The 15,406-nt window shown below is 34.0% G+C and carries 8 protein-coding genes; all 8 read left to right on the top strand.

The genetic code is table 11. The features are described 5' to 3' along the window. Positions 1-10: 10 nt before the first annotated feature. The 8 genes from J8M14_RS10125 to J8M14_RS10090 all read left to right on the top strand — a co-directional run bounded on the left by J8M14_RS10125 (position 11) and on the right by J8M14_RS10090 (position 15,282). On the top strand, positions 11-2,410 hold the full coding sequence (locus J8M14_RS10125) for an ABC transporter permease (RefSeq protein ID WP_211074495.1): 2,400 nt from the start codon (positions 11-13) through the stop codon (positions 2,408-2,410). Positions 2,411-2,438: 28 nt separating this feature from the next. Beyond that, positions 2,439-4,844, top strand: coding sequence for an ABC transporter permease (locus tag J8M14_RS10120; RefSeq protein ID WP_211074494.1), 2,406 nt, complete (start codon positions 2,439-2,441; stop codon positions 4,842-4,844). Between the two features lie 64 nt (positions 4,845-4,908). Further along, on the top strand, positions 4,909-7,341 hold the full coding sequence (locus J8M14_RS10115) for an ABC transporter permease (RefSeq protein WP_211074493.1): 2,433 nt from the start codon (positions 4,909-4,911) through the stop codon (positions 7,339-7,341). A gap of 51 nt (positions 7,342-7,392) precedes the next feature. After that, on the top strand, positions 7,393-9,792 hold the full coding sequence (locus J8M14_RS10110) for an ABC transporter permease (protein ID WP_211074492.1): 2,400 nt from the start codon (positions 7,393-7,395) through the stop codon (positions 9,790-9,792). A 194-nt stretch (positions 9,793-9,986) separates the two neighbouring features. Then, positions 9,987-12,341 (top strand): ABC transporter permease, encoded by a 2,355-nt coding sequence (locus J8M14_RS10105; protein WP_211074491.1) that lies wholly within the window; start codon positions 9,987-9,989, stop codon positions 12,339-12,341. 39 nt (positions 12,342-12,380) lie between these two features. After that, the gene (locus tag J8M14_RS10100; protein ID WP_211074490.1) at positions 12,381-13,124 is read left to right on the top strand and encodes a head GIN domain-containing protein; all 744 of its coding nucleotides are present in this window, start codon (positions 12,381-12,383) and stop codon (positions 13,122-13,124) included. A 52-nt stretch (positions 13,125-13,176) separates the two neighbouring features. Next, entirely contained in the window at positions 13,177-13,845 is a 669-nt protein-coding gene (locus tag J8M14_RS10095; RefSeq protein WP_211074489.1) for an ABC transporter ATP-binding protein, read from the top strand. Positions 13,846-13,857: 12 nt separating this feature from the next. Next, on the top strand, positions 13,858-15,282 hold the full coding sequence (locus J8M14_RS10090) for a TolC family protein (protein ID WP_211074488.1): 1,425 nt from the start codon (positions 13,858-13,860) through the stop codon (positions 15,280-15,282). Positions 15,283-15,406 lie beyond the last annotated feature (124 nt).

Below are 15,406 nucleotides of genomic sequence, written 5' to 3'. Positions count from 1 at the left end.
TCAATCAATTATGTTTAGGAATTACATCAAAATAGCGTTTAGAAATCTTCTTAAAAACAAGATATATTCTATTATTAACATTTCTGGTCTTGCAATAGGCATGGCGGTGACCATAATGATAGGATTGTGGATTGCAGATGAATTGAGTTACAATAATTATTTTGAAAACAAAGCAAAGATTGCTCAGGTTTTTCAAAGTCAGACATTCAATGGTAATGTTGGAACAGGACCTGCAATACCAAGACCTTTGGAGTTTGAACTGCGTGAAAACTATAATGATAATTTTAAGCATATCATAATGTCATCCTGGACACAACCTAGGTATTTAAGATATGGTGAAAAAAGTATTTATAGAGAGGGTAATTTTATGCAAGAACCTGCTTCTGATGTATTAAATCTCAAAATTCTTAAAGGTGAAAAATATGGATTGAAAGAAAAGAATTCAATAATGCTTTCTAAGTCCACTTCAGAAACATTATTCGGCACTGAAAACCCATTAGGTAAGATTATAAAAGTAAATAATACAGATGATTTGTTGGTTACTGCTGTATATGAGGATATACCGGTTAACAATGCTTTTAATGACACTGATTATATAATTCCTTGGAAGCATTATATTACCACGCAAGAGTGGTTAACAAGAGCGGCAGATTCTTGGGGGAACAATTCTTTTCAACTTTTTGTACAAATCAATGACAATACTACCATGGATATTGTTACATCTAAAATAAAGGATGCAAAGAAAAATGCTAATGAAGAAACAGCAGAGTTCAATCCTCAGCTGTTTTTATTACCTATGAAAGATTGGCATTTACGTTCTAATTTTGAAAACGGTGTTCAAACAGGCGGACGTATCGAAAATGTTTGGCTATTTGGTGTTATAGGTTTGTTTGTATTATTACTTGCGTGTATAAACTTTGTGAATTTAAGTACTGCACGGTCAGAGAAACGTGCAACAGAAGTAGGAATAAGAAAATCAATAGGTTCTAAAAGAGGTCAACTTATTTTTCAGTTTTTAAGTGAATCTTTTTTAGTTGTTGTCTTCTCTTTTGTTTTAGCTATTGCCATTGTTTTACTGTTTTTAAATGGTTTTAATAATTTAGCAAGTAAAGAAATTGTTTTTCCGTGGCTTAGTCTTCAATTCTGGGGTGTTTCTTTCGTGTTTATTTTGCTAACCGCATTTCTGTCAGGTAGCTACCCTGCATTATATTTATCTTCATTCAATCCTGTCTCTGTATTAAAAGGAACATTCAAAGCAGGTCGTTTTGCAGCACTTCCCAGAAAAATATTGGTAGTTACGCAATTCACTGTCTCTATAGCTCTCATTATTGGAACTTTGGTTGTAATGAATCAAATACAACATAGTAAAGATAGACCCATCGGTTATAATAAAGAAGGATTGATACAAGTTCCGGTAATGAGTGATGAATTCCTTGGTAAGGCTGATCTTATGAGAAATCAGTTCATAGCTTCTGGTGCGGCAATAGAAATGGCAACAACTAGCAGTCCTACCACCAATGTTTGGTCTAATAGAAGTGGGTATACTTGGGAAGGGAAACCAGAAGATTTTCAAGAAGATTTCGCCTATACTTCGGTATCATATGAATTTAATAAAGCACTAGATGTAGAATTAATAGCTGGTAGAGGTTTTTCAAGAGAGTTTGCAAGTGATTCTAATGCCGTAATTCTTAATGAAACTGCCATAAAATATATGGGATTGAAGGATCCCGTTGGTAAATATATTAGAGATACTGATACTGAAAATCCGGATCCACCACTTAAAATTATTGGAGTGATTAAGGATATGATTGTTCAATCTCCATATAGCCCAGTAAAACAAGCTATGTATGTTTTTGATAATGACGAGAATGCCAGTTTTTATAATCTACGTCTCAATCCTGATAAAAGTGTAAGCAGTAGTTTGGAGTTAGTAGAAGATACTTTTAAAAAGAATTTTCCAAACCTTCCATTTGATTATCAGTTTGTTGATCAGGAATATGCTAAAAAGTTTAAAGCAGAGGAACGTATTGCTAGTTTAGCAAAAGTATTTACCGGATTAGCCATATTTATAAGTCTTTTAGGTTTATTCGGACTTGCTTCTTTTGTGGCAGAACAACGTACCAAAGAAATAGGTGTCCGTAAAATTCTTGGTGCTTCACTTAGTAACTTGTGGATGTTACTTTCTAAAGATTTTATCAAACTAGTTGTTATTGCACTCTTTATAGCAGGCCCCATTGCGTATTATATGATGAGTCAATGGTTACAAAAATTCTCTTATCGAACTGATATCTCCTGGAACATCTTTCTAATAGCAGGTTTAGGTGCATTAATTATAACTGTTATTACGATTAGTATACAAGCTATCAAATCAGTAACAGCAAACCCCGTAGATTCATTACGAACAGAATAAATCAACATCAATCAAAAAATGAACAGTCATGATCAGGAATTATTTTAAAATAGCGCTAAGAAATCTGTCAAAAAATAAGATTTATTCCTTTATCAATATATCCGGATTGGCTATTGGTATGGCCGCAACTATGCTAATTGGATTATGGATATTTGATGAGCTTAGTCATAATAGCTATTTTGAAAATAAAGTAACTGTAGCTCAGGTATTTCAGCATGAGTCTGCTAACGATATTGTTGATACAGGTCCTGCGATACCCAGACCTTTGGAATTTGCATTACGAGAAGGCTATAATGATAATTTTAAACACATTATCATGTCCTCTTGGGAACAACCCAGGTATATTCGTTTTGGAGAAACTAATATTTATAGACGTGGTAATGCTATGCAGGAAGGTGCTCCGGAGATGCTGAACTTAAAGATTACTGAAGGTGTAAGAGATGGTTTAAAAGAGAAGAATTCAATTATGTTATCAGCATCATCAGCAAAAACATTGTTTGGGACTGATGCAGCTGTTGGTAAAATTGTAAAAGTCAATAATCAGGACGACTTAGTTATTACTGCAGTTTATGAAGATATCCCGGATAATAATTCATTTAATGAAATGGATTACTTAATACCTTGGAAATACTACATCACTACACAGGCCTGGTTAGAGAGAGCAAAAACTGCTTGGGGAAATAATTCATTTCAGATGTTTGTGCAGATTAACGATAATACCACGATGGAAGCTGTTACCGCCAAAATCATTGATGTTAAGAAAAATGCTTCCCCTGGAGAAGCAGAATTTAATCCACAAATATTCTTATTTCCGATGAAAGATTGGCACCTGAGAAATAATTTTGAAAATGGTGTTCAAACTGGAGGACGTATAGAAAATGTTTGGTTGTTTGGGATTATTGGGATATTCATTTTGTTACTTGCTTGTATCAACTTTGTTAATTTAAGTACAGCACGTTCAGAAAAACGTGCTACAGAAGTTGGTATAAGAAAATCAATAGGTTCCCAAAGAGGGCAGTTAATATTTCAGTTTTTAAGTGAATCTTTCCTAATTGTATTTTTATCCTTTTTCCTGGCTATTGTGATTGTTATGTTAAGCCTAAATGGATTTAACAATCTAGCTAGTAAAGCCATTGTTTTTCCGTGGGTAAATCCTTTGTTTTGGCTAATATCGTTAGTATTTATTTTTGTCACTGCATTTTTATCGGGCAGTTATCCAGCGTTATATTTATCATCTTTCAATCCGGTTACAGTCTTAAAAGGTACTTTTAGAGTTGGTCGTTTTGCAGCACTTCCCAGGAAAATATTGGTTGTTACACAGTTTACGGTGTCTATTGCGCTCATCATAGGAACACTTGTCGTGATGAATCAAATCCAGTATAGTAAAGACAGACCAACAGGTTACAATAAAGAAGGCTTGATTCAAATACCTGTAATGAGTAGCGAATTTTCAGGTAAGGCGGATATGATTCGAAATCAATTTATCGCTTCTGGTGGAGCTATAGAAATGGCCACGACCAGCAGTCCTACTACTGATGTATGGTCTAATCGATCGGGCTACACTTGGGAGGGGAAACCTGTTGGTTTTCAAGAAGATTTGGCATATACAGATGTATCCTATGAATTTGTGGAAACATTGGGTGCAAAAATAATTGCAGGAAGAGGTTTTTCTCGAGATTTTCCAACAGATTCTCTAGGTGTTATTCTTAATAAAACAGCTGTAGAGTATATGGGGATCAAAAATCCAATAGGTAAATTGATAAGGGACTCGGATATAGATGATCCTGATCCGATGCCTCCTCTTAAAATCATCGGGGTTATAGATGATATTATTATGCAATCACCATATAGCCCTGTAAAACAATCAATGTATGTGTTTGATAGATATGGTAATATTTCTTTTTATAACGTTAGGTTAAACCCGGAAAAGAGTATTAGTAAAAACTTAGAAATTATTGAAGGGGTATTTAAAACAAACTTCCCTAATGTTCCATTTGATTATCAGTTTGTTGATCAGGAATATGCTAAAAAGTTTAAAGCAGAGGAACGTATTGCTAGTTTAGCAAAAGTATTTACCGGATTAGCCATATTTATAAGTCTTTTAGGTTTATTCGGACTTGCTTCTTTTGTGGCAGAACAACGTACCAAAGAAATAGGTGTACGTAAAATTCTTGGTGCTTCACTTAGTAACTTGTGGATGTTACTTTCTAAAGATTTTATCAAACTAGTTGTTATTGCACTCTTTATAGCAGGTCCCATTGCGTATTATATGATGAGTCAATGGTTACAAAAATTCTCTTATCGAACTGATATCTCCTGGAACATCTTTCTAATAGCAGGTTTAGGTGCATTAATTATAACTGTTATTACGATTAGTATACAAGCTATCAAATCAGTAACAGCAAATCCTGTGGATTCATTAAGAACAGAATAAATCAATCAAATCAACTTGTCCGCATTAGACGGATCAAAAAACGAATAATTTTAAATAGAGCATTATGATCAGGAATTATTTTAAAATAGCGTGGAGGAATTTATTAAAGAATAAGGGGTTTACTATTATTAATATTACTGGATTGTCATTGGGCATTGGTTGCTTTATTATGATCACCATGTTTGTGATGGATGAATTAAGTTATGATCGATACAATGAAAAAGCAGATCGTATTTATAGAATTAATTCTGATATCATTTTTGGCGGTACCGAAATGAGCATGGCTATAACTTCAGATCCTATGGGTGAGGTTTTAAAAAATGATTATCCGGAAGTAGAAGAATATGTAAGATTATATGCTTCTCAAGGATCAAAGTTAATAAAAAAAGGAAGTGAATTTATAAACGAGGTAGCTGTAACTCACGCAGATTCTACATTGTTTAATGTTTTTACATTACCAGCATTAGCTGGTGATACCAAAACAGCACTTAATGAACCTAATACTGTTGTTATTACAGCAACTGCTGCCATACGTTATTTCGGAGGAGTTGATAAGGCTCTGGGTCAAATGTTAGAAACGGATGATAACGATCGAACCCTGTATAAAGTAACAGCTGTTATTGAGGATGTGCCCAAGAATTCTCATTTCAATTTTGATTTCTTCTTTTCTATGGATAACGTCAACTATGATTTCGGAAATTATTTAAGTCATAATTTTCATACATATATAGTATTAAAAGAAGAAACAGATTATAAAGCATTCAATACTAATTTTAAGGAGGTTATTAATAAATATGTACTTCCACAAGCATCTCAATTTATTCAAGTTGATAATTGGGAACAGTTTGAAGCAAGTGGTAATAAATTAGAGTATGCTTTAATGCCTCTCACAGATATTCATTTACATTCTTCAAGACGGGTAGAATTAGGTGCAAATGGTAATATACAATATGTTTATATTTTTTCTGCTACTGCGATATTCATATTGCTAATAGCTTGTATTAATTTTATGAATCTTACAACTGCCCGATCTTCTGGTAGAGCTAAAGAAGTAGGTATTCGTAAAGTATTGGGCACAGAAAAGAAATCACTTATTTGGCAATTCTTAACTGAATCTACCTTGATTTCAGTTTTAGCACTTGGTATAGCTTTAGTATTTGTATGGTTATCACTAGGCTGGTTTAATGAGATTTCAGGAAAAGAATTGTTAATTAATTCGTTGTTTAGTCCACGGTTTTTAATTTTCATTATTGCATTACCTCTTTTTGTAGGAGTGTTAGCGGGCATATATCCTGCATTTTTTCTCTCTTCATTTCGACCGATTACAGTGCTGAAAGGAAAGGTAGCATCTGGTCATAAAAAAAATGTCTTAAGAAATTTTTTGGTAGTTTTTCAATTTGCCACTTCAATTATATTAATAGTAGGCACCATTGTCATCTATAAACAATTGGACCATATCCAGACAGCGAATTTAGGATTTGACAAAGACCAGGTCCTGATTGTTGAAAATTCAGGATTACCTAGGGAAACAAGGCAATATCTTAAAACTGAAATAGAACAATTAACCGAAGTGAAATCAGCTTCATTTGCTGGATATTTACCTGTTTCTGGGTCTTCACGTTCGGATAATACCTTTTCTACAGAAACTGTAATGACGGAATCTAATGGATTTAATATGCAGTATTGGGATGTTGATTATGAATATGTTAAAACTATGGGGATGGAAATAATAGAAGGGCGAAATTTTTCGCGCACCTTTGGTGCTGATTCAACGGCTATCATATTAAATGAAACAGCCGTTAAATTAGCTGGTTTTAAGAATCCTATAGGTAAGAAAGTATATACAATTGATCAGAATAATAATCAGATAACACATACCATTATTGGTGTGGTTAAGAATTTCAATTTTGAATCCCTTAGGCAAAACGTAGGAGCTTTAAGTTTTAAGCTGGGCAATAATAGCTGGGTCACAGCTTTTAGGTTTAACGCTACTGAAGTGAGTGGCCTGGTTGATGTCATTCAAGAAAAATATAAAGCAGCTGCTTCAGGAATGCCATTTAAATACAACTTCTTAGATGAATCTTTTGATAGTATGTACCGGCAAGAAAGACGTGTAGGTACTGTTGCACTAATTTTTGCATTACTTGCTATTGTAATTGCCTGCTTAGGGTTATTTGGTTTAGCAACATACATTGCGGAGCAACGTACTAAAGAAATTGGGGTGCGAAAAGTATTAGGTGCTTCCGTAAGCAATATTGTAAAGATGCTATCAACAGATTTTGTGAAATTGGTCTTACTTGCTTTTATAATTGCAACACCTATTGCCTGGTGGTTTATGAATAAATGGCTTCAGGATTTTGCGTTTAGAATTGATCTTAATTGGTGGACTTTTGGGCTAACTGGGGTTTTAGCTTTGATAATAGCCTTGGTAACTTTAAGTTTTCAGGCGATTAAAGCTGCAATTGCGAATCCAGTAAACTCATTACGAACAGAATAAATCAATCAAATGAATTTGTCTGTCTTAGGCGGATCAAAAAAATAAAGTATTATGATCAGGTATTATATTAAAATAGCGTGGAGAAACCTAACCAAGAACAAGGTGTATTCATTTATCAACATTTTTGGATTAGCACTTGGTCTTGCTGTAACTATGGTTATAGGGCTTTGGATTGCCGACGAGTTTGATTATGATAATCATTTTAAAAATAAAGAGCGCATTGCTCGAGTGATGCAACATCAGACAGTGAACGGCACAATTCATTCTAATGAAACCGTTCCCCTAGCTTTAGAATTTCAATTGCGAGAGAATTTTGGTGATGTTTTTAAATATATAGTAATGTCATCACGAAACAATGGTCGTTACCTGAGCTTAGAGGAAAAGGTTATCTCTAGTAGAGGTAGATTTATGCAGGCAGATGCTCCTACGCTATTAAATCTACAAATGATAGAAGGAACAAAAGATGGCTTAAAAGACAAGAATACAATTCTCATATCAGAAACCACTTCTAAAAAGCTATTTGGAAAAGAAAGTCCTTTAGGGAAGTTTATTGTGTCAAATAATGAATACACAATGGTAGTACGTGGAGTTTACAAAGATATTCCTAATAATAACAGCTTTAGTGGAATGCATTTTATTATGCCTTTTAAGCATTGGATATCTACTCGATGGGATTGGTTAGAAAATCCAGAGACTAATTGGGACTACAATTCTTTTGATGTATTTGTAGAGCTATCTAAAAATACTGATTTAAAGGCAATTAATACTCGTATTGAAAATGTAAAAAGGGATAATGATCCAAGAGGGGATAAATTTAATCCTAGATTGTTCGTTTTCCCTATGACTGATTGGTATCTGCATTCTACTTTTGAAAATGGTGTACAAGTAGGTGGGCGTATTAATAATGTTTGGTTATTTGGAATTATAGGCTTATTTGTACTAATTCTGGCCTGTATAAATTTTATGAATTTAAGTACTGCTCGATCACAAAAGCGAGCACTTGAGGTGGGTATAAGAAAATCTGTTGGCTCAACACAAAAACAACTTATAAATCAATTTTTAGCAGAATCATTTTTAGTTGTATTGTTCGCTTTTGGAATTGCAATTTGTATTGTTTTACTATCCCTTGATGCTTTTAATGAATTGGCTGATAAAGAGGTAGTCTTTCCATGGTCAAATCTGATTTTTTGGGGAGTGTCGATAGTTTTTGTTATATGTACTGCTTTACTTTCTGGAAGTTATCCAGCGCTCTATCTATCTTCTTTTAAACCTATAAAAGTACTTAAGGGTGCTTTTAATATAGGTAAGGCAGCAGTGCTTCCACGCAAGGTACTTGTCGTTACTCAATTTACAGTTTCTATAGCGCTGGTTATTGGAACATTAATCGTGAAAAAACAAATTGATTTTAGTAAAGATAGACCAGTAGGTATTGATAAATCTCAATTGATTCAAATTCCTACTTCTAGCCAAGATTTTTTAGATAAGTATGAATTAATGCGTAATGTATTTTTAAAATCAGGTGCAGTAGCAGATATGTCTTGGGGTAGTAGCCCATCAACACAAATCTGGAATAAATCATCAGGATATGATTGGGATGGTAAACCGCTAGGGTTTGAAGAAAGTTTTGCACAAATGGCCGTTTCATATGATTATATTGACGCAGTGGGAATGAAAATAACTGAAGGACGTTCTTTTTCCAGGGAATTTGCCACGGATTCTAATGCAGTAATACTAAATGAAACTGCAGTAGCATATATGGGGCTAAAAAATCCTATCGGGAAATACATACGGTATCTTGAGCCAGGCCCTAACGACAGGCCAATGCAAATTATAGGGGTTGTTGAAGATGTGATTAATGAATCTGCTTATAAGCCTGTATCACCACAGATGTACCAATTTGGTCATGGGTATGGAGGATTTTATCATGTTCGCCTTAATCCTAATCAATCCACTGGTGCAAATCTCGCTGTAATTAAGAAGGTTTTCAAATCTAATTTTCCTAATCTTCCCTTCAGCTATAATTTTGTAGATGAAAGATATGCGTTGATGTTTGCTGCGGAAGAAAGGATCGCGAACCTTTCGAGCATATTTACAATTCTCGCTATATTTATTAGTTGTCTGGGATTATTCGGTCTAACATCTTTTATGACAGAGCAGCGAACAAAAGAAATAGGTATTCGTAAAGTGCTTGGAGCCGAAGTACGCAACCTTTGGATGCTGTTATCCAAAGATTTTATTATACTGGTTCTGATTGCACTATGTATTGCAGCACCACTAGCATACTATTTTATGAGTGATTGGATAGATAAGTTTGAATATCGTACGGATATTTCGTTAGGAGTTTTCATTCTCGCAGGTCTGGGAGCTATTTTTATAACAATCACTACAGTAAGCTTTCAGTCCATTAAAGCCGCTACTTCAAATCCAGTAAACTCATTACGAACAGAATAAATAAATTCATTGATTTTAGAAGAAAGAATTATGATTGTAAAGTGTTCGATTACGAACAAGAAGTGTATCAAAATCGAACACATTTATTTTTAATAAAAATATCAAATAATTGATTATTAGGGATTTATATATCCGGCATCATCTTCTCTATATAATTCACACAATTAATTAATTCAATCAAAAAACGAACTATAATGATCACTAATTATATAAAAATAGCCTTCCGAAGTTTACTTAAAAACAAAGGGTACAGTTTCCTCAATATTTTTGGATTAGCGATAGGTATTACTTGTGCTAGTCTTATCTTTCTTTGGGTAGAAGATGAGTTAAGTTTTAATGACTCATTTGAGAACCAAGAACAAGTATATTATGTGCCTACCAATCAGGAATATGAAGGAGAGTGGCGTACGTTTTATTCTACTCCGGGACCTTTAGCTCAAGTGATGAAAGATGAAATCCCGGGCGTTATAAGAGCAACACGTTCTAGTAGCGAAGAGCGAACATTTTCTATTGGAGATAATTCCATAAATAGAACAGGTCGATATGCAGATGAAGATTTTCTACACATCTTTAGTCTGAATTTTATTGAGGGTACTATTGAAGAAGCTTTTAAAAACCCTGAAGCCATTGTACTAACTCAAGAAGTTGTCGAACAGCTTTTTGGCAAGAATACAAAAGCATTAGGAAAAGTAGTAAAGGTCAATAATAAAGATAATTACCTTGTTAGTGGTGTTATTGAAAATCTTCCTAAAAACGTATCATTTCCTTTTGATTGGGTTGCTCCTTTTGAAAGATATCGAGATGGTGCAGAATGGATGACAGAGTATGGGAGTAATTTTTCAGATACTTTTGTAGAACTATCGCCAGAAACTAATTTTGAAGCAGTAGATAAGAAAGTTCGTGAGATATTGCCAATTAAGAATCCAAATAGTAATACTTATGGATTTTTACATATCATCAAGGATTGGCATCTAAGATCTAAGTTTGAAGGAGGAAAGGTAGTTGGCGGAAGAATAACATATGTTCGTTTATTTTCAATTATAGCTATAATCATATTGTTAATAGCTTGTATCAATTTTATGAACCTTTCCACGGCCAGAAGCGAGAAAAGAGCTAATGAGGTTGGCGTACGAAAAGCTATGGGGTCTAGTCGTTCGCGATTAATGGTGCAGTTTGTGGCCGAAGCGTTAGTGATGGCGTTTTTTGCTTCAGTAGTGAGTATTTTACTATTGTTTTTGTTATTACCACAATTCAATCTATTAATTGAAAAAGATTTGGTTTTAGGTTTGGCAAACCCTCTTCATATCACCGTATTATTAGGTATTACAGTAATTTGTGGTGTATTTGCAGGTTTGTATCCTGCATTCTATTTATCATCTTTTAGACCAGTAGAAGTGTTAAAAGGGATAAAAGTTACTAGTGGTTCAGCATCATTTATTCGCAAAGGATTAGTGGTTGGGCAATTTACTATATCTATTGTATTTATCATTAGCACCATATTGGTATATCAACAGATTCAATATGCTAAAAACAGAGAGCTTGGTTATGATAAAGATCAGTTGATTTCTATGCGTATTAATAAGGAAATGATTGACAAGTTTTCAGTAATCCAACAAGATTTGATTAAAACTGGTTTTGTACATAATGCAGCTTTGTGTAATTCACAAATTTTGTCAGGTGGTAATAATGGTTCCGGGTTTATCTGGAAAGGAGGTACAGATACAGAAGATGTATTGCTTTCATTTAGACATATAACCGAAAGCTTTTTTGATACAGCCGGGATGGAGATTATAGAAGGAAGAGGTTTCAGTAAGAATGTGGATGCAGATAGTACCCATGTTATGATTTCTCAATCATTGGCAAAGCTAATGGATACTGAAAGCGTTATAGGTAATACTATTAGTCGTGATGAAGATTCTTATGAAATCATAGGAGTAGTGAAGGATTATCTTTATGGGGATATGTATGACACTAGCGACCCGGTATTATTTATTAATAATCCATATTATGCACGATATATGTATGTAAAAACTAAGGCGGGAGTTCCTGTAAATCAAGCTGTAGCTGGAGTTGAAACAGTGATGAAAAAACATAATCCGGGTTTTCCTTTTGAATATACTTTTATTGACGAGGCGTTTGATGCTAAGTTCAAAAATGAGCAATTAGTTGGTGAACTATCCCAAATCTTTGCATTGCTGGCTATACTTATTTCTTGTTTAGGTCTCTTTGGTTTAGCAGCGTATACAGCAGAACAACGTAGTAAAGAAATCGGTGTAAGAAAAGTATTGGGAGCAAGTGTAACCGGTATCGTAAAATTATTATCCAAAGACTTCTTAAAACTGGTATTCATATCAATTTTGGTCGCAGTTCCTATAGCATGGTTAGCCATGAGTAATTGGTTACAAGATTTTGCATACAGAATCGAGATGAACTGGTGGGTTTTTATCATTGCAGGTATTGTCGCCATTATTATTGCATTGGTAACCGTAAGTTTTCAAGCCATTAAAGCGGCAATTGCAAACCCTGTAAATAGTCTAAAAACAGAATAATAAACCTGTCCGCCTCAGGCGGATTAAAACACATCAATCATGAAATATTTAAAATTCTATGCAGTGATCATTTTTATTGGTACTGCACAATTAGTAACAGCTCAAACTAAAAAAACAGTCAACTCTTTTGAAAAAGTAATTATTAGTCCGCATATCGAGACTACTTTTGTCAAAGGTGATGAGGAATCGGTAACGATCGAACAAAGCTCTGTATCAGAAGACAAAATAAACATTGAAGTAAAAGGGAATGTACTTCGTGTTTATCTGGACGATGCTAAGGAAACTACCAAAAATAAAACGGTTGTGAAAAATGGCATCAAAAGAAAAGTTCCTATTTATAAAGGAAAAGTTTTGACCATCACGGTTACATATAAAAATATAAATAATCTTTCATTACGAGGAGAACAATCTACATTGTGTAAAAGTGATATAGTTGGTAATAAATTCAAACTAAAGATTTATGGTGAATCCCGAGTAGTTTTTAATAAGGTTACTTTGCAGGATTTTGATGTTTCCATGTATGGCGAAAGTACTTTAAAAGTTAAAGATGGAACTATCAACAATCAGGAAATAACCGCATATGGCGAAGGTGTTATAGATCTTATGGATGTAGATAATAAAACTTCTAGACTCAAAGCTTTTGGAGAAACCGAATTTAAAATTAATGCTTCCGATCATATTAAACTTACCGCTTTTGGGGAAGCAGTACTGCGCTATAAAGGAAACCCCACAATCAAAAAAGGTTTAAATATTGGAGATGTAGAAATTTCTCAAATAGATTAACCAAATTAAAAATCAACCTGTCTGCCTCAGGCGGATCAAAAAACGAACAATTATGATTTTAAAACTAAATAATGCCTCGAGAGTAATCAACTCAGGAAGTAAGAAAATAGCATTGCTTGATACTATCAATTTAGATGTCCAAGAAGGAGAGTTTATCTCACTCATGGGACCATCAGGCTCAGGAAAGTCTACATTATTAAATTGTATCGGGATGCTGGATAATTTTACAGATGGCAGCTATACATTTTTAGATGAATCAGTGCATACGATGAAAGAAAAGCAGCGATCTAAGCTCTATAAAGAGTATATAGGGTTTGTGTTTCAGGCCTATCATTTAATTGATGAACTTACAGTTTATGAAAACATAGAAACACCTCTATTATATAAGAGTGTAAAGTCATCAGAACGTAAGGCTCTTGTAGCTGATATTTTAGATCGTTTTAATATTGTAGGTAAAAAAGATCTTTTTCCTGCTCAACTAAGTGGTGGACAACAACAATTGGTTGGTATAGCCAGAGCTTTAATTAGCAAACCAAAATTAATTCTGGCAGATGAACCTACCGGAAACCTCAATTCTAAACAAGGCGAAGAAATTATGGAACTCTTTTCAGAACTCAATAAAGAAGGAGTTACCATTATTCAGGCTACACATTCTGAGAGCAATGCAGCCTATGGTTCACGAATTATTAATCTTTTAGACGGGCGTATCGTCTCTGAGTAATTTTTAATAAACATGTTTTTAAAAAAGATATACAGTATCACTTTTGTGATCCTCCTACATAATATTGGGTTTTCACAAAACGAAACAAGTAAAACCTATACCTTAAACCAATGCATTACTATTGCTTTAGAAAATAATCTGGATTTAAAATCTTCGGTTTTAAGTGCCAATACAGCTAAGGTAAATTATAGGCAGTCCAAAGCTAATTTGTTGCCAACCTTAAATGGGTTTTATAACATAGGTGTTAATAACGGAAGAAGTATAAACCCATTTACCAATGACTTTGTTAATCAGGAATTAACTTTTTCTAATGCGCGATTGAATCTAGATGCCACTGTTTTTAATGGATTTAGGTTAATTAATACAGTACTCCAGCAACGATTAAATAAGCAAGCTTCAGATATGGAGATTGAGGAAGCCCGGCAGACGTTGATTCTGAATGTGACCTTGGCTTATCTTCAGGTACTTAATAGCAGGGATGTATTAGCATTGGCAAAAAAACGATTAGAGGCAACCAATAGGCAACTAAAAATACAAGAAGATTTATATAACGAGGAAGTGGGCAACCCCGCTGATTACGCAGATATAAAAGGCCAAATGACCATTGATCAAACCAGCATTCTAGTTGCAGAAAGTGATTTAAACAATGCAAAGCTAAGCCTCACCAGGCTACTAAACCTGGATACTAATATTTCGGTTGATGCAACAGACGTTTTACTGGATTTTGATAGTTATGTGCTTTCATCAGATGAGGTATTTAATGACGCAGTTAACAACTTAGCTACATTTAAGGCAAGAGAATTAAGGGTTAAAGCTGCCAAAAAAGGAGTACACGTCGCAAGAGCACAATTTGTTCCCGAGATTTCATTCTTTGGACAATTAAATACTAACTACTCCAGTGTCGCAGAAACCTTTACAGAGATAGGGGCAAATATTGAGGAGACAGGTGATTTTGTAAATATTAATAATCAAGAAATTCCCGTGCTTACTAATGAAACACAGTTTAGTGGAGAAAAAATTGAATATCTTGATCAATTCGATAATAACCTGAATGCTGTAGTAGGGGTGGCGGTAGATATCCCTCTGTTTAATGGGTTTAGAGCAAAAAATAATGTAGCTCTAGAAAAGATTAGAGCAGAAGAATCTCTAATAGCACTGGAACAGACAGAACTGGAGGTTAAAAATGCAATTGATCAAGTACATTTTGATATGGAAACAGCATACAAAAGACACCAAAGTCTCGTTGAACAGGTAGCTGCTTTTAAAGAATCTTTTCGTGTAAATGAGATACGTTTTAATAATGGGGTATCTAACTTCTTAGCATATATCACCAGTAAGAATAATCTGGAGAATGCCAAAACCAACCTTACTAATGCCAAATACGAATATCTGCTTAGAGTTAAAGTTTTAGAGTTTTATAGAGGAAATGTGTTTTAGCTTGAGTTCCATAATAGAAAATCATGTCGGTTTAATATTATCTATGAACTATTTTCATGGACACTAAAAAAAGGGTTGTTTTTGACAACCCTTTTTCAATTTATTTTTTCTAAGTTTTCTTTGT

The organism is Aquimarina sp. MMG016 (assembly GCF_018100805.1).
GTDB lineage: Bacteria > Bacteroidota > Bacteroidia > Flavobacteriales > Flavobacteriaceae > Aquimarina.
The sequence above is the reverse complement of the archived record's forward strand: the minus strand, read 5'-3'. Positions and strand labels throughout refer to the sequence as shown.